The organism is Arthrobacter gengyunqii (assembly GCF_023022985.1).
GTDB lineage: Bacteria > Actinomycetota > Actinomycetes > Actinomycetales > Micrococcaceae > Arthrobacter_B > Arthrobacter_B gengyunqii.
Map to the genome: position 1 here is coordinate 2,374,573 of NZ_CP095461.1, position 18,294 is coordinate 2,392,866.

Annotated in this window: 19 protein-coding genes, 2 tRNA genes and 1 other RNA gene; 9 read left to right on the forward strand and 13 right to left on the reverse strand. The window is 63.9% G+C overall.

Annotated features, from left to right (window positions below):
* Positions 1 to 131 precede the first annotated feature (131 nt).
* On the reverse strand, positions 132 to 401 hold the full coding sequence (locus tag MUG94_RS10885; RefSeq protein ID WP_227908297.1) for a hypothetical protein: 270 nt from the start codon (positions 399 to 401) through the stop codon (positions 132 to 134).
* Positions 402 to 444: 43 nt separating this feature from the next.
* On the opposite strand from MUG94_RS10885, the gene MUG94_RS10890 reads away from it, so the two are divergent.
* The 5 genes from MUG94_RS10890 (at position 445) to MUG94_RS10910 (ending at position 3,615) form a co-directional block, all read left to right on the forward strand.
* A complete protein-coding gene (locus tag MUG94_RS10890) occupies positions 445 to 768 on the forward strand; it encodes a hypothetical protein (protein WP_227908296.1) in 324 nt (107 codons plus the stop codon).
* A gap of 71 nt (positions 769 to 839) precedes the next feature.
* Positions 840 to 1,442: an oligoribonuclease gene (orn, locus tag MUG94_RS10895; RefSeq protein ID WP_227890193.1), complete on the forward strand. Its 603-nt coding sequence runs from the start codon at positions 840 to 842 to the stop codon at positions 1,440 to 1,442.
* 142 nt (positions 1,443 to 1,584) lie between these two features.
* Positions 1,585 to 1,660, forward strand: a tRNA-His gene (locus MUG94_RS10900).
* A 170-nt stretch (positions 1,661 to 1,830) separates the two neighbouring features.
* Positions 1,831 to 2,988, forward strand: a complete 1,158-nt coding sequence (locus MUG94_RS10905) for an acyl-CoA dehydrogenase family protein (protein ID WP_227908295.1) — start codon at positions 1,831 to 1,833, stop codon at positions 2,986 to 2,988.
* A 54-nt stretch (positions 2,989 to 3,042) separates the two neighbouring features.
* Positions 3,043 to 3,615, forward strand: coding sequence for a peptide deformylase (locus MUG94_RS10910; protein ID WP_227908294.1), 573 nt, complete (start codon positions 3,043 to 3,045; stop codon positions 3,613 to 3,615).
* 111 nt (positions 3,616 to 3,726) lie between these two features.
* Here the strand turns inward: MUG94_RS10910 and MUG94_RS10915 are convergent, their stop codons facing one another.
* The 3 genes from MUG94_RS10915 to rnpB form a co-directional block, all read right to left on the reverse strand.
* The gene (locus MUG94_RS10915; RefSeq protein ID WP_227908293.1) at positions 3,727 to 5,193 is read right to left on the reverse strand and encodes a glyceraldehyde-3-phosphate dehydrogenase; all 1,467 of its coding nucleotides are present in this window, start codon (positions 5,191 to 5,193) and stop codon (positions 3,727 to 3,729) included.
* Between the two features lie 169 nt (positions 5,194 to 5,362).
* Positions 5,363 to 6,652 (reverse strand): MFS transporter, encoded by a 1,290-nt coding sequence (locus MUG94_RS10920; RefSeq protein WP_227908292.1) that lies wholly within the window; start codon positions 6,650 to 6,652, stop codon positions 5,363 to 5,365.
* A gap of 116 nt (positions 6,653 to 6,768) precedes the next feature.
* Positions 6,769 to 7,168, reverse strand: an RNA gene (gene rnpB, locus MUG94_RS10925) — RNase P RNA component class A.
* Positions 7,169 to 7,256: 88 nt separating this feature from the next.
* On the opposite strand from rnpB, the gene MUG94_RS10930 reads away from it, so the two are divergent.
* The gene (locus MUG94_RS10930) at positions 7,257 to 8,036 is read left to right on the forward strand and encodes a YaaA family protein (RefSeq protein ID WP_227908291.1); all 780 of its coding nucleotides are present in this window, start codon (positions 7,257 to 7,259) and stop codon (positions 8,034 to 8,036) included.
* Here the strand turns inward: MUG94_RS10930 and MUG94_RS10935 are convergent.
* The 3 genes from MUG94_RS10935 to MUG94_RS10945 all read right to left on the reverse strand — a co-directional run bounded on the left by MUG94_RS10935 (position 8,033) and on the right by MUG94_RS10945 (position 10,743).
* Positions 8,033 to 8,992: a reverse transcriptase-like protein gene (locus tag MUG94_RS10935; protein ID WP_341482163.1), complete on the reverse strand. Its 960-nt coding sequence runs from the start codon at positions 8,990 to 8,992 to the stop codon at positions 8,033 to 8,035. The two genes, MUG94_RS10930 and MUG94_RS10935, sit on opposite strands and share 4 nt — an antisense overlap.
* Positions 8,993 to 8,995: 3 nt before the next feature.
* Positions 8,996 to 9,736 carry a zinc ribbon domain-containing protein gene (locus MUG94_RS10940; RefSeq protein WP_227890199.1) on the reverse strand — a complete coding sequence of 247 codons (741 nt, stop codon included), beginning with the start codon at positions 9,734 to 9,736 and terminating at the stop codon, positions 8,996 to 8,998.
* 71 nt (positions 9,737 to 9,807) lie between these two features.
* Positions 9,808 to 10,743: a Nif3-like dinuclear metal center hexameric protein gene (locus tag MUG94_RS10945; RefSeq protein WP_227908290.1), complete on the reverse strand. Its 936-nt coding sequence runs from the start codon at positions 10,741 to 10,743 to the stop codon at positions 9,808 to 9,810.
* 133 nt (positions 10,744 to 10,876) lie between these two features.
* On the opposite strand from MUG94_RS10945, the gene msrA reads away from it, so the two are divergent.
* The 3 genes from msrA (at position 10,877) to epsC (ending at position 13,087) form a co-directional block, all read left to right on the forward strand.
* Positions 10,877 to 11,401, forward strand: coding sequence for a peptide-methionine (S)-S-oxide reductase MsrA (gene msrA / locus MUG94_RS10950; protein WP_227890201.1), 525 nt, complete (start codon positions 10,877 to 10,879; stop codon positions 11,399 to 11,401).
* 113 nt (positions 11,402 to 11,514) lie between these two features.
* Positions 11,515 to 12,450: a cysteine synthase A gene (gene cysK, locus MUG94_RS10955; RefSeq protein WP_227890202.1), complete on the forward strand. Its 936-nt coding sequence runs from the start codon at positions 11,515 to 11,517 to the stop codon at positions 12,448 to 12,450.
* A 52-nt stretch (positions 12,451 to 12,502) separates the two neighbouring features.
* Positions 12,503 to 13,087 carry a serine O-acetyltransferase EpsC gene (epsC, locus tag MUG94_RS10960; RefSeq protein WP_227908289.1) on the forward strand — a complete coding sequence of 195 codons (585 nt, stop codon included), beginning with the start codon at positions 12,503 to 12,505 and terminating at the stop codon, positions 13,085 to 13,087.
* Between the two features lie 93 nt (positions 13,088 to 13,180).
* Here the strand turns inward: epsC and gndA are convergent, their stop codons facing one another.
* The 6 genes from gndA to MUG94_RS10990 all read right to left on the reverse strand — a co-directional run bounded on the left by gndA (position 13,181) and on the right by MUG94_RS10990 (position 17,943).
* The gene (gndA, locus tag MUG94_RS10965; RefSeq protein WP_227908288.1) at positions 13,181 to 14,617 is read right to left on the reverse strand and encodes an NADP-dependent phosphogluconate dehydrogenase; all 1,437 of its coding nucleotides are present in this window, start codon (positions 14,615 to 14,617) and stop codon (positions 13,181 to 13,183) included.
* Between the two features lie 78 nt (positions 14,618 to 14,695).
* Positions 14,696 to 15,649, reverse strand: a complete 954-nt coding sequence (locus tag MUG94_RS10970) for a serine hydrolase (protein WP_227908287.1) — start codon at positions 15,647 to 15,649, stop codon at positions 14,696 to 14,698.
* A 227-nt stretch (positions 15,650 to 15,876) separates the two neighbouring features.
* Positions 15,877 to 15,949 (reverse strand) — tRNA-Val (locus MUG94_RS10975).
* A gap of 116 nt (positions 15,950 to 16,065) precedes the next feature.
* Positions 16,066 to 17,040, reverse strand: a complete 975-nt coding sequence (locus tag MUG94_RS10980; protein WP_227908286.1) for an NAD-dependent protein deacetylase — start codon at positions 17,038 to 17,040, stop codon at positions 16,066 to 16,068.
* The gene (locus MUG94_RS10985) at positions 17,037 to 17,519 is read right to left on the reverse strand and encodes a peroxiredoxin (protein ID WP_227908285.1); all 483 of its coding nucleotides are present in this window, start codon (positions 17,517 to 17,519) and stop codon (positions 17,037 to 17,039) included. The genes MUG94_RS10980 and MUG94_RS10985 overlap by 4 nt, the downstream gene beginning before the upstream one ends.
* A gap of 4 nt (positions 17,520 to 17,523) precedes the next feature.
* Positions 17,524 to 17,943 (reverse strand): DUF3052 domain-containing protein, encoded by a 420-nt coding sequence (locus tag MUG94_RS10990; RefSeq protein ID WP_227890208.1) that lies wholly within the window; start codon positions 17,941 to 17,943, stop codon positions 17,524 to 17,526.
* Between the last annotated feature and the right edge of the window lie 351 nt (positions 17,944 to 18,294).

Below are 18,294 nucleotides of genomic sequence, written 5' to 3' on the forward strand. Positions count from 1 at the left end.
GCTGTCGGGACAATGACGTGGGCAGAAATTGATTGGCGTGTTACCGCAGCCGTTTCCTTCCTCCTGTTGCTGTCCTTCACTGCGGTTTGGCACTTCTCTGCGGCTTCCCCTGCGGTGCATGGTGCGGGAGGTCAGGGCAGCCGTGAAGACTCGATTCCCTCGGCACCGGCAACCTCCATGCCAACAGCACCTGCAACATCGACTCCCGCGGAGTCGCTCCCCGTCGCCGCACCGACGAGGTCAATCTCAGAGCCGGAGCCGAAGCCTCCGATCACCCGCAAGGAAATGCGGGCGGCGGATCCCACCACGGGTGTCTTGCCGGTGGTTTCGGTCTTCGCCCGCAAGCCCGGCGCGGGAAGCGGCCGTCCTTCTGCCCGGCCTGCCACGGCGGTGCCTGCCACGGCCGTGCCTGCCAAGGATTCCAGCAATGCAACCGAATCAAGCGTGCCTTTGGCCCCTGCCGGGCACATGCTGCAAGGAATCGATGCCGGACAGGTAAAACCGGACAGCAGGAAGGCACGGCGGCGGGCAGAGGCTTCGACCCCTGCATCCAAGCCTGCCGCCGAAACCGAAGCCGCAGCACCCAAAACCGCCGAGACTTCCGAACAAGACACCACCGCCTCCGGCGACAGCCGCTGGACGCGCACCTTCGGTCCGCCCGAAACCGGCCAGCTTCCGATCCAGCAGTATGACGCAGCGGCGGCCGCCGTCACGCCCTCCGAACCGGAGTTCACTGACCGCCGCCAGCGGAGCCATTCGAGTCACTGAAACAAGGCCGCAGCCGTTGTGGCCCCGGTGTTCCGAGCCTGTCCGCACGGGCAGCGCGGTACATTGGTTCTGTGCCAATAACTAATGAACGCATTGTTTGGATCGACTGTGAAATGACCGGCCTGGACATCAAGAACGACGCCCTGATTGAGGTGGCGGTCTTGGTGACCGATTCTGAGCTGAACATTCTGGGCGACGGAGTGGACGTGGTCATCCGGCCCGACGACGCCGCGCTGGCCCAAATGGGTGACTTTGTGCGGAACATGCACACCACCTCCAAGCTCCTGGACGAGCTGCCCCACGGAATGACCATGCCTGAGGCGGAGGCCCAGGTCATCGAGTACATCACCAAGTGGGTGCCGGAGCCGAAGAAGGCACAGCTGGCAGGAAACTCCGTGGGAACCGACAAGATGTTCCTGGCCCGGGATATGCCGGAAGTCATTGACTACCTGCACTACCGGATCATCGACGTGTCCACCATCAAGGAACTCGCCCGCCGCTGGTACCCGCGCGCCTATTTCCAGGCCCCGGCAAAAACCGGAAACCACCGTGCGCTGGGAGACATCGTGGACTCCATCAACGAACTTCGGTATTACCGGGAAGCCGTCTTTGTGCCGGCTCCGGGCCCGGATTCGGCCACGGCGAAGAAGATTGCGGAGAGCCTCAAGAGTTAGCTCGGTCACATTTGGGCGTCTTGGCGGCAACTTGGTCAGGACTCCCCCAAAAACCGTGTAAGCTTGATTCCGCTGCCTCAGATAAATGAGTTTGCAAAGACCACTCGCCTGGACTTTGCGGATATGTTATCCGGGGCACATGGTGGGTATAGCTCAGTTGGCAGAGCGCCTGGTTGTGGTCCAGGAGGTCGCGGGTTCAACCCCCGTTACTCACCCCAAGGAGACTGGCAGGATCAGTTTCACAAAGGCCGTCCCGTTTCATCGGGGCGGCCTTTGTTGTTGTGTCCTTATGTTTGACTTGTTTATGAGGCACCCCGGCCAACGCCGCGGCAGCCCGGCAGCACCGCCGCTGGAACATATTGCGGCCAATCGATGAGGAGAACCCGCCTTGGAGCGCAGATTGTTCGACGAAGATCATGAGCTTTTCCGTGACCTCGCCCGCGAGTTCAATACCCGTGAGGTAGCTCCCGGCTACGCCCAGTGGGACGCCGAACACATGATGCCCCGGCAGTTGTGGAAGGCCGCCGGAGAGCAGGGACTGCTCGGACTTGCCGTACCGGAAGAATTCGGCGGCGCCGGCATGCCCGATTACCGCTACCGTGCGGTGATGGACGAGGAGTTCGCCAAAGCCAACCACCTCGCCGTCGGCCTGGCCTTCCACCTGCATGACGATCTGGTCCTCCCCCATCTGCTGGCTTACGGCTCCGATGACCTCAAGGAACGCTGGCTGCCGGACATGGTCAGCGGGGACAAGGTCACCTCAGTCGCCTGGACCGAGCCCGGCGCCGGCAGCGACCTGCGCGGCATCCGCACCAAGGCGGTGCGCGACGACGACGGCGGCTGGCGGCTAAACGGCCAGAAGACATTCATCGGCAACGGCATCAGCGGCGACGCTTCCCTGGTCCTGGCCCGCACTGACGGCGGAACCGGCCGCGGCGGCAAAGACTCGTTCAGCATGTTCATGGTGGAGAAGACCGAGGGCTACAAGACCGGCGGCCAGCTGGACAAGATGGGCCTGAAGGCCTCGGACACGGCCGAGCTTTTCTTCGACGACGTCCATGTCCCGGAGGGCAACCTCGTGGGCGAGGTGGGCCGCGGCCTGGAGTACGCGGCCGGGCAGCTTCCCCAGGGCCGGCTGGCCATCGCCGTCGCATCCTCCGCCGTGGCCCGGCAGATCTACGAAGCCACCGTTGAGTACACGAAGAACCGCAATGCCTTCGGGGAACGCATTGCGGACTTCCAGAACAGCCGTTTCGCCTTGGCGGACATCGCCACTGAAGTTGAGGTCACCGAGGCCTACGTGGATTCGGCCATCCTCGCCTTCAATGAAGGCCGACTGGACGCCGTCTCCGCAGCGAAGGCCAAGCTCTGGGCCAGCGAACGGGTGAAGTCCATCACGGACCGCTGCCTGCAGCTGCACGGAGGCTACGGCTACATCCTGGAGTACCCGGTGGCCCAGGCCTTCCTGGCCGCCCGGCTGCTGACCATCTTCGGCGGGACCTCCGAAATCATGCGCGAAGTCATCGGCCGGCAGATCACCGCTTAGCCCCGTCCCGGCTCCACCAGCACCAGCACCGCCCGTCCAACAGAAAGACCAGCAATGACCGTCCGTCCCATTGTCATCCACGGAGAACCCGTTCTGCACCGCCGAGCCGCTCCGGTGGAAAAGTTCGACGACGAGCTTCGCACCCTGGTGGCGGACATGTACGAGACCATGGATGTGGCCAACGGTGTCGGCCTGGCTGCCCCCCAGGTGGGTGTGGGGCTGCGCCTGTTCACCTTCGCGTATCAGAACGACGACGATGCTCCGGACCGCGGCGTTGTCATCAATCCCGTGCTCATCACCTCCAAGGTTCCCGGCTCCGCACCGGATCCGGAGGAGGACGCGGAGGGCTGCCTGTCCGTTCCGGGCGAGAACTTCCCGGTGAACCGCGCCGACTGGGTCAAAATCTCCGGCTTCGATGAGAACGGAACACCGCTGCAGTTCGAGGCCACCGGCTGGTTTGCCCGGGTCCTGCAGCACGAGTACGACCATTTGGATGGCAAGCTGTACGTGGACAAGCTCAATGACCGATGGAGCCGCAAGGCGCGGAAAGTCATTAAAGCCCAGGGGTGGAACGTTCCCGGCCTCACTTGGATGCCCGGCGTCGATCCGGATCCCTTCGGCCACTAAGGGTACTCGGAAACCAGGAGCTCAAACCGGACCAAGCGAAAGGCGCGTTCCCCGACAGGGAAACGCGCCTTTCGCTTTGTCTATTTGCCTTGTTGTCGGTGAAGTTCCCGACTAGATCGAGGCGGCCAGTTCCTCGACGCGCGGGTAGGCCGGCGGATTTACTTGCGCCATTTCCTCCAGCACCCGGATGACCTGGCAGCTGTAGCCGAACTCGTTGTCGTACCAGACGTAGAGGACGGCATTCTTGCCGTTGGAGATGGTGGCCAGTCCGTCCACGATCCCGGCCCGTTTGGACCCCACGAAGTCGGTGGAAACGACCTCGGGTGAATCGATGTAGTCGATCTGCTTGTGCAGGTCCGAGTTCAGCGAGGTTTCCCGGAGGAAGGTGTTGATCTCTTCCTTCGTGGTGGAGGTCTCGAAGTTGAGGTTCAGGATGGCCATGGAGACATCGGGGGTGGGAACCCGGATGGCGTTTCCGCTGAGCTTGCCCGCCAGTTCCGGCAGTGCCTTCGCAACGGCCTTGGCGGCACCGGTTTCGGTGATCACCATGTTCAGCGCAGCGGAGCGGCCGCGGCGGTCGCCCTTGTGGAAGTTGTCGATCAGGTTCTGGTCATTGGTGAACGAGTGCACGGTTTCCACGTGGCCGTGGATGATCCCGTACTTGTCGTTGAGGACCTTCAGCACCGGGGTAATGGCGTTGGTGGTGCAGGAGGCGGCGGTGACGATCTTGTCATCATCGGAAATCGACGCGTGATTGATGCCGTGCACAATGTTCTTGAGGCTGCCCTTGCCAGGAGCGGTGAGCAGCACGCGCGCCACGCCCTTGGCGGCCAGGTGCTGGGACAGTCCCTCTTCATCGCGCCAGCGGCCGGTGTTGTCCACCACCACGGCGTCTTTGATCCCGTAGGCCGTGTAGTCCACGGTGGACGGGTCGTTGGAGTAGATGACCTGGATCAGCGTGCCGTTGGCCAGGATGGTGTTCTTATCCTCATCCACGGTGATGGTTCCGTCGAAGGCACCGTGGACGGAATCACGGCGCAGCAGCGACGCACGCTTAACCAGGTCATTTTCCGCACCCTTGCGGACCACGATGGCACGCAGGCGCAGCCCCTGTCCGCCGCCGGCGTGGTCAATGAGGATGCGGGCCAGCAGCCGTCCGATCCGGCCAAAGCCGTAGAGGACGACGTCGGTGCTGGTGCGCTCGTCAGCGCCGTGTTTGCCCGCCACATCAGCCAACTCGCTGCGCAGGAAGTCCACCAGATCAACGCCGGCGCCCTCTGCCTTGTATTTCAGGCTCAGGCGGGCCAAATCGATGGACGCGGCGCCCAGTTCAAGCCCATCCAGCGCCTGCAGCAGCGGGAAGGTATCGGAGACCGGGAGTTCAACTTCATCGATCTGCCGGGCAAAGCGGTGCGCCTTCAGGATGTCGATGACGGAACGGTTCACCAAGGGGCGGCCATACACGGACGTGACCACACTGTTTTCCCGGTAGAGCCGCCCGATCAGCGGAATCATTGCCTCGGCAATGGCCTCACGGTCCATCCACGTATCAAGGCAGGCATCGGAGAACTGGCTCAAGATTTTCACTTCCTTTTCTCAGCCGGCACTGCTTTGTGCCGGTTGGGTCGTCCCTCCAAGTGTATTGGGACACACTTGCCGAACCGGCTTGTTGAGCGAGACGTTTGTCACACTGTTATTCCGCGGTCCGATTGCGGTCCGCGATCAGCCGGCACATCGCCGGGTCCGGTCAGCGGACTTCGAGGCCGGTTTCCACCGTTTCGGGCTCCAGATCTTCCAGGTCCCTAATGCCCCGCAGCGGCCCCAGCGCGGCGGCTGCCGGAGCCAGGAACGCAATTCCCAGCCCGATGAGGACAGCGGCGCGAATTCCCAGGCTCTCCACTAGGACGCCGCCGATGACGCCGGCAATGGCCAGCATCCCCCATGTCACCATGCGGGAGGCGGACCCCAGCCGCCCCAGCATTCCGGGCGGGCACACCCGTTGGCGGAAACTCGTGGACACCACAACATTCATGGAGATGGCATATCCGGCCAGGAAAAGCCCGATGAAGCCCGGAACCATTCCCCAGCCCGGAGTCATCAGCAGCAGGCTGGCATAGCCCGCAGCGGCCGGCAGCATGGAAAAGCGCCATACCGTTCCCGAACCCCACCGCTGCGTGACCCGCTTGACGGTGAGGCCGCCCAGGGTGCCGCCCAGCGCAGTGGACGCCGTCAGGAATCCCAGCATGGCTCCGGACTCCCCCAGTGTCCGCACCACAAGGATGACCATCAGAGAAACCACGATGGCCCCGCCCAGGTTCCACAATGCCCCTACGAGCAGGATGGTGCGCAGCGGAGCGGTGCTGAAGCTGTATCGGAGCCCTTCTCCCATGTCTCGGAAAATCCGGGCGGCTCCCGGGTTGTCGCTGGCCGTTCGGGTTTCCTGCACTTTCAGGGACGCCACAGAGGCCAGGGACACTGTGGACGCCGCCACTTGCAGCAGAAGGGAGTTAGAGGCACCCCAGGCGCCGGTGAGCCAACCGCCCAGACCCCTGCCCACCGCATCCGCTGAGGCTGCCGAGCCCGTCATCAGCCCGTTGCCTTCAATCAGTTCCTCCCGCTTCACTGCCAGTGGGACGAGGGCGGATTCCGCCAGCATGGAAAAGACGGCTGCCAAACCGGACAGGAAAGACACCACAAAGAGCTGGGCCACGCTGAGCCGGTCCAGCCAGAAGGCCACGGGCAGGGTCATCAGCACGGTTATCCGGATCACGAGCGCAGCCATGACCAGGGGTTTCCGGCGGTAGCGGTCCACCAAAGCGCCAATCGGCAGCCCGAACAACAGCCACGGCAGGAATCCCACGCCGGAAAGGGCAGCAACGGCAAAATTGGAAGCGTCCAATTCAACAGCAGCAATGAGAGGCAGCGCCACCGCGGCAACAGAAGTGCCAAAGATGCCGGCGGTGGACGAAATCCACAGGCCGCGGAAGTTCGCATTGCGAAGCACCAGCGGGCGTTGTTCTCTCGGAGTTCGGGACATGGCCAAACAATAGTCGGGCCGTTGCCGGTACGGGCGCTTTACACACCTCTTGCGCAAATCCTGCGGAAAAACAGGATGAAATGCTGAGACACCGTTGCGGGTTCTCGCTGTTTGTGTGGACGGGTTGGCCGATAAGCCGGGTTTTGTATCTCCGGACCGTTACCGGACCGGAGGCGGCAATCATCCATCTAGGAACGCCGTTGCCGGCGCCCTCAAGCGGCCTACCCGGACGCATCGGGCGAGCAGCCCTCAAACGCGTCCTGTCTGGCCTTGCTCCGGGTGGGGTTTACCTAGCCATTCCGGTCACCCGGAACGCTGGTGGTCTCTTACACCACCTTTTCACCCTTACCGACGACGGCGGTCCTAACGGATCGCCCTCAACGGCGGTTTCTTTTCTGTGGCACTGGCCTGCGGGTTTCCCCGAGTGGGCGTTACCCACCACCCTGCTCTGCGGAGCCCGGACTTTCCTCGGTGGCTCCTTTAATAAGGACCCAACGCGATCGCCTGGCCAACCCGTCCAGCCTCAATGCTACCGTCTCCGGCGGGTTGTTCGGATTCAGTGCGCCGGCCCGGGAGGCTCACACACCTCGCGTAGGATTAATTGGTGTTGATTTTGCTCCCGCCCTCTGAAGGAAAAACCGCCGCCGTCTCAGGTCCGGATTTCGACCCCGACAAGCTGCATTTCCCCGGGCTTAACGACGCCCGCAAACAGGTCCTTGAAGCCGTGGCGCAGGCCAGTGCTGCGGCGGACGCGCACGCCGTCCTGGGCGTCGGCCCGTCACTGGCCGCAGAGGTGCAGCGCAACACCGTCCTGCAGGATCAGCCCTGCGCCCCGGCACACCGCATCTACAGCGGAGTGCTCTACGACGCCCTGGGCTACTCAACGCTGACTCCCGCCCAGCAGCGCACTGCGGATAGCTCCGTCGTCGTCATCTCCGGCCTGTGGGGGGCGCTGGGATTCAGCGATCCGATTCCCGCTTACCGGTTGTCCATGGCAGTGAAGCTGCCGGAAACGGGCAAACTCGCTTCCTTCTGGAAACGCCATTTGACGCCCGTCCTGAATGAGTATGCGGCGGAACAACTGGTGGTGGACTGCCGGTCCAGCACCTACGCGGCTGCGTGGGCGCCGGAACCGGCCCGGGCAGCGGCTGTGAACGTCTTCCAGATGCGCAACGGCAAACGCACAGTGGTCTCGCACTTCGCCAAGCACACCCGCGGAGAGCTCGCCCGGCACCTGCTGACCCGCACCGGCTCCGCTCCCGAAACACCTGAACAGCTGCTGGCTGCCGCCCGGGAGAAATGGGAGGCGGAACTGGTCCCTGCCACGGCACGGAAACCCTTCCAGCTCAACCTCATGCTTCCCGGGCAGGAAACGGCCGGCTAGTCTTCGGCCACCAGTTCCACTTCGAAGCCCTCGCTGTTCTCAAGGTAGGCAGCGTAGTGGTCCGGACCGCCGGCATGGGGATGCCGGTCGGCAAAGAGCAGCGTCCAGCCGTGGCTCGACGCGCGTCGGGCCAACAGGTCCACATCCGCCCGGGACCCGGCGCGGAAGGCCAGATGATTCAGACCCGGCCGGCGGCGTTCGTGCGCTGAATCCAGCACATCCGGACCTGCTTCAATAACGACATAGCTGTCGGCTCCCTGCCACCGGGCGCCGGTTTCCCAGCTGTCCGCACGCAGGTAGCCCAACCGTTCCAGCAGCCAGCCCAGGGACAGTTCTGCAGCGGCGAAGTCCCGCACCCAAAGCTCGGTGTGGTGCAGCCGTCCGGTGGCTGTTGGTTTGGCCTCGGCGACCGGCTCGGAAACCTCTGCCGGTTCCCGGAGCGCAGCCTCGGCTGCCCCCTTCTGCACCCAGGGAACCCCGGCCATGCCGGCATCCATGGCCTCGTTGGAGAGGCGGTCAGCGTCCTTGTTTAGTTCACGCGGAATCCACTGGTACTTCACCCGGCGCGGGTTGACGATCCCGCGGGCTTTGGCGGCCAGCTTCTGCATGTCCTCATGCTTGATCTTCCACCGGCCGCTCATCTGTTCCACGACGAGCTTGGAGTCCATCTTGGCCAGGATCCAGCAGTCTGGATCGATCTCATGGGCCATTTCCAGTGCCGCCACGAGGCCGGAGTACTCCGCCACATTGTTGGAGGCCTTGCCGATGTACTGTGCCTTTTCCGCCAGAATGCGTCCCGTCTCAGGATCGCGGACCAGGGCACCGTAGCCGGCGTGCCCGGGATTGCCGCGGGAGCCGCCGTCGGCCTCCACAATCAGCGTGCGCCGGGGCGCGTTCGAAGAAGCCGCGTTCCCTGAAGGCTCAGCAGGGGTGTCGGACGGGTCGAACAGGGTCACCGGTCAGCTGCCCCACTCAGCGGAACGCACCAGGATGCAGCCGGAGTCGGGGCAGAAGACAATGTCGTCCTCGGCGGCCTTGCGGATGTCGGCCAGGTCCCCGGGGCTCAGCTGCATGCCGGACCCCTCGGAGGTGCCGTTGAACAGCCGCGCGGCGCCGATGCCGTGCTTGGCCAGTGTCTTTTCGTAAACGGCCAGCAGACCGGGTTCAAAAGTGGCTGCCAGCTCCTCACGGCTGGCGACCACGGCCTGCCGTTCGGTTTCAATCTCGGCCAGCTCGGCGTCGCGCTTTTCCTCCAGCGCGGCCATTTCAGCGTCCAGGGCGGCGGCTGCCTCACGGGACTGCTCCTCGGCGGCCTTAGCCGTCTCGAGCCGTTCCATGACCTCCAGCTCCACGTCCTCCAGATCGGAGCGGCGGCGCTTCAGCGACTCCATTTCGCTCTGCAGGGCGGTGAGCTCCTTGGAGGTTCCGTGGCCGCTGTCCAGGTGCTTCTGGTTGCGCTCAACACGGGCTGCCACGGAAGCGACGTCAGCTTCGGCGCGGGTCAGTTCACGCGTAATGTCAGCGGCCTCGGTGGAGGCGGCAACGAGCCTGCTCTGTGCCGCAGCACGCTGCAGGGCAAGAGCTGCGATCTCCGAGTTGTCGCTGACGATGCGAGCCCGGTTCCGGAGTTTGTGGACCGTACTGTCCAGAGCCTGCAAATCGAGCAGCCGCAGCTGCTCCTCCGACGATGCTTTTGCCACCGAAAACCTCCAACTATGACCGGGCCAACCTGGCCCGGTTCTTCCCCCTAGCCTATGCCAAAGGGTAAAGGTCAGCTCAGCCCGGGTGTCAGCACAAAGTCCCACGGATCGGTGTTCGTGCCGCTGATCCGAATCTCCGCACTGAAGCCCTGATCGTTCAGGACATTCTCCAAAGCATTGGCTGCGGGAGTCAACCACAGCCATTCGCTGCCAAAATGCGACACATCGATCAGGTAGGGGCGTCCGTTAACGGCAGCTTCACGGGCTTCGGATGCGGGATGGTGGCGCAGGTCGGCTGTGACGTAAACGTCAGCCTGATGACGCCGGACGGCGTCAAAAAGACTGTCACCGGCGCCGCCGCAGACAGCGACCCGCCGGACCAGCCCGTGCGGATCACCGGCAACACGGACCCCTCCCGCGACGGCAGGCAGGATGCTGAAAACCAGCTTGGCGAAGTCCGCCAGGGTGGTGGCCTCGGGCAGTTCCCCCACCCGTCCGATGCCCTCTTCGGGCAGTCCGTCGTCGGCGGGGACCAGCGGTTCCACCCCTTCGAGCCCAAACGCGTCAGCCAGCACATCAGAGACGCCGCCCACGGCGCTGTCGCCGTTGGTGTGGACCGTCAGCAGTGCGCAGCTGCCCTCGATCAGGCGGTGCACAACATCACCCTTGAACCCGGTGCCCGCCACCGAGTGCACGGGCTTCAGGAACAGCGGATGGTGGGTCACCAGCAGGTCAGCACCCCATTCCAGGGCTTCGTCTATCACCTCGGAGGTGGGGTCCACGGCGAAGAGAATCCGCTTGACCGTCCGGAACGGACGGCCGGCCACCAGGCCCACGGCGTCCCAGCCCTCGGCGAGGGATTCGGGCCACAGCTCCTCTGCGGCCAGGAGAACATCGCCCAGGGTCGGTGCGGATAACTCTGCTTCTGCCGCAGCCACAGCCGGGGTTTCCGGGTCCGATCCCGGTGCGGCCTGCTCGCCGCCGTCGGCGGGCTTGTCTGTATCCATGGTTTCAGTTGTACCCGCTAGGTTTCCCGCGCTCAATTCGGCCGCGCCGCAGCAGGCCGGCTTTCGCGGACGTTCCGGGTATTGGAAGGAAAGACCGGGAATCAATACGGGCACGCGTGCATTGATACAGGGTATGAAGACCTATGTACTTGGCGGAGGCTGCTTTTGGTGCCTCGACGCCCTTTACCAGAAGACCCGCGGTGTCACCGACGTCGTTTCCGGCTACACCGGAGGGCACACCGCCCATCCGGACTATGACAGCGTCTGCTCCGGCACCACAGGGCACGCGGAGGTGGTGGCCGTAACCTTTGACGAGGACATCATTCCGGGCGAAGTGATCCTGGACATGTTCTTCATCTCCCACGACCCCACCACGCTGAACCGGCAGGGGTACGACGTCGGCACCCAGTACCGGTCCTCGATGTTCTACACCAACGAGACCGAGCGCGAGGAATTCGAGAAGGCACGCGACCGGGCGCAGTCGCACTGGGACAACCCGATCGTGACGGAAATCTCCCCGCTGCCGCGGTTCCACGTTGCGGAGGACTGGCATCAGGATTTCTACGCCAAACACCCCGAACAGGGCTACTGCCAGGTCATCATCAATCCCAAGCTCGCCAAGGCGCGGAAATATTACGCTGAATGGCTTGACAACTGACCTGCACACATGCTGCCGGATAAGCTGGATGGGTCCGCTGCAAAGATTTGACGGCGGCACCATCCCCAGCCGCCCTACTGCTTCACAGACATTTAACGGATAGAGGATAAACCATGGCACGGATTTACGACGACGTCACGCAGCTGGTCGGCGGCACCCCGCTGGTGCGGCTGAACCGCCTCACCGAAGGCCTCGACGCCGAGGTTGCGGTCAAGCTCGAGTTCTACAACCCCGCCAACAGCGTGAAGGACCGCATTGGCGTGGCCATCGTCGACGCCGCCGAGAAGGCGGGAGCCCTCAAGCCCGGCGGCACCATTGTGGAAGGCACCTCCGGCAATACCGGCATCGCCCTGGCCATGGTGGGCGCAGCCCGCGGCTACAAGGTCATCCTGACCATGCCGGAAACCATGTCCACCGAACGCCGCGTCATGCTCCGCGCGTACGGAGCCGAAATTGTCCTGACGCCCGGTTCCGAAGGAATGCGCGGCGCCGTGGACAAGGCCAAGGAGATCGTGGCCACCACCGAGAACGCCATCTGGGCCCAGCAGTTTGCCAATGAGGCAAACACGGCCATCCACCGCGCCACCACCGCCGAGGAAATCTGGGAGGATACCGACGGCAAGGTGGACATCTTTGTTGCCGGCGTCGGCACCGGCGGCACCGTCACCGGCGTCGGGCAGGTCCTGAAGAAGCGCAAGCCCGGCGTGCAGATCGTGGCTGTTGAGCCGAAGGATTCCGCCATCCTCAACGGCGGCTCCCCGGGTCCGCACAAGATCCAGGGCATCGGCGCGAACTTCGTTCCCGAGATCCTGGACACCACGATCTATGACGAGGTTTTCGACGCCTCCATTGAGGACTCCGTCGCCACGGCCCGCGCGCTTGGCAGCAAGGAAGGCATTCTGGGCGGCATTTCCTCCGGCGCCATCGTTTGGGCGGCCCTGGAGCTGGCCAAGCGGCCGGAAAACGCCGGTAAGCTGATTGTCGCCGTCGTTTGCGACTTCGGTGAGCGCTACATCTCCACCGTGCTCTACGACGATATCCGGGGCTGATCCCCGCACCGCCCACGGTTCCCCCGGGATCCGCACGATCAGAAAGTCATCTGTGAGCTTCCTTGCACGCCTGCGTGAAGACCTCGACGCCGCTGCGTCCCATGACCCGGCCGCGCGCGGTTCCATGGAGAACCTCGTGGTCTACTCCGGGCTGCACGCCATTTGGATGCACCGGTTGACTCATCGCATGTGGGCGCGGTCAGGACTGCGCTTCCCGGCCCGCGTGCTCTCGCAGCTGACCCGCTTCGCCACGGGGATCGAAATTCACCCCGGGGCAACGATCGGGCGCCGCTTTTTCATCGACCACGGCATGGGCGTGGTTATCGGTGAGACTGCGGAAATCGGCGACGACGTCATGCTTTATCACGGGGTCACCCTGGGTGGACGGTCGCTGGCCCGGATCAAACGCCATCCCACGCTTTGCGACGGCGTGACGGTGGGTGCAGGCGCGAAGATCCTGGGTCCGGTGACCATTGGCAGGAACAGTGCTGTGGGAGCCAACGCCGTGGTGGTCAAGGATGCGCCGGCTGACTCCATCATCACCGGCATTCCTGCCCGCTGGCGGCACCGCCAGGTCAAGGAGACCCAGGCAGCCGTGGATCCGGCGGAATACATCGATCCCGCGATTTATATCTGACGCACGTTTTACATCTGACGCAGGCCCTGCGGTAACCAAAAGGCCGCCGGCACCCAGTGGGTGCCGGCGGCCTTTTGCTGTGTTCAGCAGTTGCTAGTGGGTGTCCACTGCCTCTACCTCGGAATGGTCCCCGCCCCACAGCGTGTGGAAGGTTCCTTCAGCATCCACCCGGTTGTAGGTGTGTGCTCCGAAGAGGTCGCGCAGCCCTTGGGTCAGGGCGGCGGGCAGGCGCTTGCGGCGCAGTCCGTCGTAGTAGGCCAGCGAGGAGCTGAAGACGGGCACGGGGATGCCCAGCTGGACCGCAACGGACACCACGCGGCGCCAGGCCGGCAGGGCGGCGGCAATGGCCTCTGCGAAGGCCGGAGCCAGCAGCAGGTTGGCCGGGGCCTGGTCGCCCGCGTAGGCCTTCATGATGTCATCGAGCAGTTCGGCCCGGATGATGCAGCCGGCGCGCCACAGGGAGGCGATCTGGTCCAGTTTCAGGTCCCAGCCGTACTCCTTTGCGGCACTGTTGAGCATGTCGATGCCCTGGGCGTAGCTGACGAGCTTGGACGCATACAGCGCCTGGCGGACGTCATCCACGAAGGTGTCGGGCAGCTCCACTGTTGCTTCGCCGCCGGCAAGGATCTCCTGTGCCTGCCCGCGCTGGCCCCGCTGGGAGGACAGGGCGCGGGCAAAAACGGACTCCGCAATGGCGGACACGGGCGACCCCAGGTCGAGGCCGGAGACCACGGTCCAGCGGCCGGTGCCCTTCTGGCCGGCGGAATCCACCACGACGTCGACAAACGGCTTGCCCGTCTTGGCGTCAGTGTGCGCCAGGACCTCGGCAGTGATCTCGATCAGGAACGAGCTGAGCTGGCCGGTGTTCCACTCGGTGAAAATCTTGGCCTGGTCCGCCGGTTCGATGCCCGCAGCGGACCGCAGCAGGTCGTAGGCTTCTCCGATGACCTGCATGTCGGCGTACTCGATGCCGTTGTGCACCATCTTCACGAAGTGACCCGCGCCGTCGGTGCCGATCCAGCTGCAGCAGGGTTCGCCGTCGTACTTCGCAGCGATCTTTTCCAGCATCGGGCCGAGGGAGTCGTAGGACTCGCGGGAGCCGCCGGGCATGATGGACGGGCCCAGAAGGGCACCCTCCTCGCCGCCGGACACGCCGACGCCCACGAAGTGCAGGTCCTTTTCGGCCAGGGCAGCCTCCCGGCGCCGGGTGTCTTCATAGTGCGAGTTGCCGGCATCAATCACGATGTCACCGGGTTCCAGCAGGGGCACGAGCTGATTAATTACGGAGTCGACGGGTGCGCCGGCCTTGACCATGATCAGGACCCGGCGCGGCTTCTCCAGGGAATCGACAAGCTCCTGCAGGGATTCCGTGCGGATAAAGTCGCCTTCGTCGCCGTGGGCGGACAGCAGGGCGTCGGTTTTTCCAATCGACCGGTTGTGAAGGGCTACGGTGTAGCCGTTCCGGGCGAGGTTCCGCGCCAGGTTTGCACCCATGACGGCCAGGCCGGTGACACCAATTTGTGCGCTCAAGTTTTCTCCACGATTCTTCGGGTGCCCCAGCCATGGGGCACGGCGATTGGCGCTCGCCCGCCGTCTTTATCCTCCAGCCTATGCTTCCGACCCGTCGGCCCGCCACACAGGCGCTTCCGTGTCGGCGGAGTCGGGCGTTCCCGTGGTTTCGAAGGAGTTGATGATGCGGGCCACGCGCTCCACCACTGACACTCCGTCTTCCATCGTGCTGCTGCCGGAGGTGAGGACCACCACTGCGTATTCTGCACCGCCGGTGCGGACAAAACCCATGCTGCCGACGTTCCAAGACAAGGCGTCGTCCTGCAGCCAGCCATTCTTCAGGGCAATTTCGGCACCTAGGTCGGAGGCTCCGGCGCTGATTCCCCAGCTTTGGCCTGATTCCACATTTTCCATGAGCTCCACGGCGAACTCCTGCAGGCCGGGGTCGATCCAGTCCACTCCCTCGAGAAGCGCGCGTGCAATCTTGAGCTGGTCCTCGACTCCGGTCTCATTAGCACCCCATACCTCGGAGGCGTCAGTTTCCGTGACACCGAGCATGCCGTAGGTCCGGGCCAGTTCCGGCGCTCCCCCAACGGCTTCGTACAGGGCCGTCGTGGCGTCATTGTCGCTGTACTCGATCATCATCACCGCCTGGTATTCCTCTTCCAGGGTCAGGTCCCGCTCCTCCTGCGTGGCTTCACGCAGCAGGGTCAGCAGGATGGGAACCTTGACGAGGCTTGCTTCCAGATAGCTGCCGCCGGGGTTGTAGTGCCAGGCGCGGCCGGAATTGGCTTCATAAACCGCTGCGGAGAACTCCGTGTCTGATGAGTTGCCCTCCGGGTCCGTGGAGGCGTTGACCTCATCCGCCCAGGCATCCAGCGCGTCGGTAAGCATGTCCGCTTCTTCTGCCGGGAGCGGGGCGGTGCCGGGCGATTCCTGCACGGCCTCCGGGCCTGCACCGGCTGCAGCGCCGTTCGAGGGATTCATGCTGCAGCCGGCGGTGAGCGGAAGCAGCAGCGCCGCAAGGGCCGCCACCGTACGCCTGAACGTCACGTGCATGCCTGTACCTCCCATTCCTGTCTGCACACATCCTGTCCTTCATTTCAGAAATAGCAACGGAGTCTGTTCAAAAGCTGAGAGTTTGGACAGCGAGGTGCGTGCCTCCCGGCGAAGGTGCCTGTGTGGCGGCACCGGCGCGGGTTGGACGGGCAAAGACGGTTCACGCAAAGCAAAACCCGCCGTCCGGTTCCGGACGACGGGTTCATTGCCTGTTGCTTTTGTGGGTCCTACCGGGATCGAACCGATGACATCCACGGTGTAAACGTGGCGCTCTACCAGCTGAGCTAAAGACCCTTTTGTGACCGTTATGCCTTTCAAGTTTCCCTGATCAGCGCCGCATCACGAGGAATTACTCTACCGGACGTTTGGGGATATTGCCTAATCAGCCCGATGTGTCCGCTGAGTTGTCTTCAGGGGCGCGGATTATTTCCGTCAGCGTCCCCGGATAAATCCGGCAGTTCAGCCGCCAGATACTCCAGTGCGGTGGCCACGCCGGCATTGATTTTGAGATCCGCCAGGTCATCCCCCCGGGTGGGTCCGCGATTGATGATCACCACGGGCTTGCCGGTCTTGTGCGCGTGTTTTACGAACCGGAGCCCGCTCATCACGGTCAGGGACGATCCGGCAACCAGAAGGGCGTCGGCCGCATTGAGCATGGCAAAGGCTGCGGCCACGCGGTCCCGTGGTACGTTCTCGCCGAAGTAGACGAAGTCCGGTTTCAGCATCCCGCCGCACACGGGGCAGTCCGCCACGACAAAGTCGTCGGTGTCGGCCACGTCGGCGTCGGCGTCGGGAGCTATGTCACCGTCAATGCGGGTGCGCTCCAGGAATCCGGGGTTCAGATCCTCCAGCAACCGGGAAATGGTTTGGCGGGTGTATCTGGTCCCGCACTCCAGGCACACGACGCGGTCAAAGCGTCCGTGGAGGTCTACGGCCAGCGCGCTGCCGGCGTCCGTGTGCAGCCGGTCCACGTTCTGGGTGATCAAGCCGGTAGTGAGGCCCCTGCGTTCCAAGCGGGCGACGGCGGCGTGGCCGGCGTTGGGTGCCGCATGCCGCAGATGGTGCCAGCCCACATGGTTTCGAGCCCAGTAGCGGCGGCGCAGCACCGGGTCCCCCACAAATTCCTGATAGGTCATGGGGTTGCGCGGCGGCGCCTCCGGCCCACGGTAATCGGGGATGCCGGAATCGGTACTCAGGCCCGCCCCGGTGAGAACGGCCAGGCGGCGCCCCGCCAGCAGTTCCACGGCGCTGCGCAGCTGCCGCTCCTCATCCGGTGTGGGCGGCGGAGCAGACTGGGCCGGGTCTGAGCGGACAAATCCGGTGAGCCCCAGCCCCGGGCGGGAGAAGCCGGGGCCTTCCTTGCCTGCAGCCGGTGTATTGGTCATGACGAAGCCAGCTCCTTGAATGCGTCGCGGTAAGCCTGCAGCGGGCGCGGCGTTCCTGCGTCGGAGCGGATCACGCGTCGGACAGTGCCCTCTTGGTCGATGATGAAGGAGGCACGCAACGGGCGCCCGTGTTCGGCGTCGAACGCTCCGTAGGCGTGCGCCACCTCGCCGTGGGGCCAGAAGTCCGCGAGCAGGTCAAACGAATATCCGCGTGTCTGCGCATAAGCGCGCAGGGAGTACTTGGAGTCGCAGGAGACCGCGAGGATGCGGATCCCGCCGCGGTCAAACTCCCCGCGGACAGCCTCAAGTTCGTCAAGTTCCCCGGAGCAGACACCTGAAAAGGCAAAGGGGTAGAACACGAGAAGCACGGGGGAACCCTTTAGCCCGGAAAGCCGGGTTGGCTCCCCAAACTGGTTGGGGAGCTCAAAGTCCGGAGCCGGATACCGCCCGTCAACTGCGGGTGACGGTCTCAGCTCCAAGCCGCTACTTCTTGCGTCGGGCAACCAGGCGGGTGGCAGCCCAGTCTTCGCTTACCGCCGGCGATGTGGTGACGTGGAGGCCGGCAGTGGGTGCCGCTTCTTCGATATCCGCGGGAGGAACGTATCCGTCGCGCCCGGACTTCGGCGTCAGGACCCAGACCACGCCGCCGTCGTCGAGCGTCGTAATGGAATCCACCAGCGCATCCACGAGGTCGCCGTCGTCGGCACGCCACCAGAGGATGACTCCGTCTACGACTTCGTGGTCCTCTTCTGTGAGGAGCTCACTCCCGACCAAGTCCTCGAGTCCGTCTCGGAGGTCAAAATCGACGTCCTCGTCGTAGCCGAATTCCTGAATCAGGTCTTGGTCTTTGAAACCCAATCTTCCCGCCACGCTGTTTTCCGTGACGGCTTCGGCCTCGCTCACTTCACTCCTCCTGGTTGACTGCATGAATACAAGGGAATCACATATTTGGACGAGATGCGGTGTCTTGGACACAAGCCAACACCTTTTGGGCACAACGTTCAAGGGTCCGGGGCGTGACCGCAGGGGTTATCCGCGCGTACCCGCAGGTGGGACGGGCGGGCGTGTAAGAGCGCGGGCTCGGCCCGGCCGCCGCAGCCCGGAGCGAACGCACTACGCAAGACGTCCTTTCCGGGACTAGAGTGGACAAAAGAGGCTCCGGAGGCAACCAGCATCCGCATAGCCACCGTGATCGTCCGGATAAGAACCGGATCCCCACAGTCGTAATTGGTGCAGACATAATCTGCACCCGAG

Coding starts and splice junctions, on each gene's coding strand:
- MUG94_RS10910 (WP_227908294.1), top strand. CDS start 3,043: ATGACCGTCCGTCCCATTGTCATCCACGGAGAACCCGTTCTGCACCGC.
- MUG94_RS10920 (WP_227908292.1), bottom strand. CDS start 6,652: ATGTCCCGAACTCCGAGAGAACAACGCCCGCTGGTGCTTCGCAATGCG.
- MUG94_RS10945 (WP_227908290.1), bottom strand. CDS start 10,743: ATGGATACAGACAAGCCCGCCGACGGCGGCGAGCAGGCCGCACCGGGA.
- msrA (WP_227890201.1), top strand. CDS start 10,877: ATGAAGACCTATGTACTTGGCGGAGGCTGCTTTTGGTGCCTCGACGCC.
- cysK (WP_227890202.1), top strand. CDS start 11,515: ATGGCACGGATTTACGACGACGTCACGCAGCTGGTCGGCGGCACCCCG.
- MUG94_RS10980 (WP_227908286.1), bottom strand. CDS start 17,040: ATGACCAATACACCGGCTGCAGGCAAGGAAGGCCCCGGCTTCTCCCGC.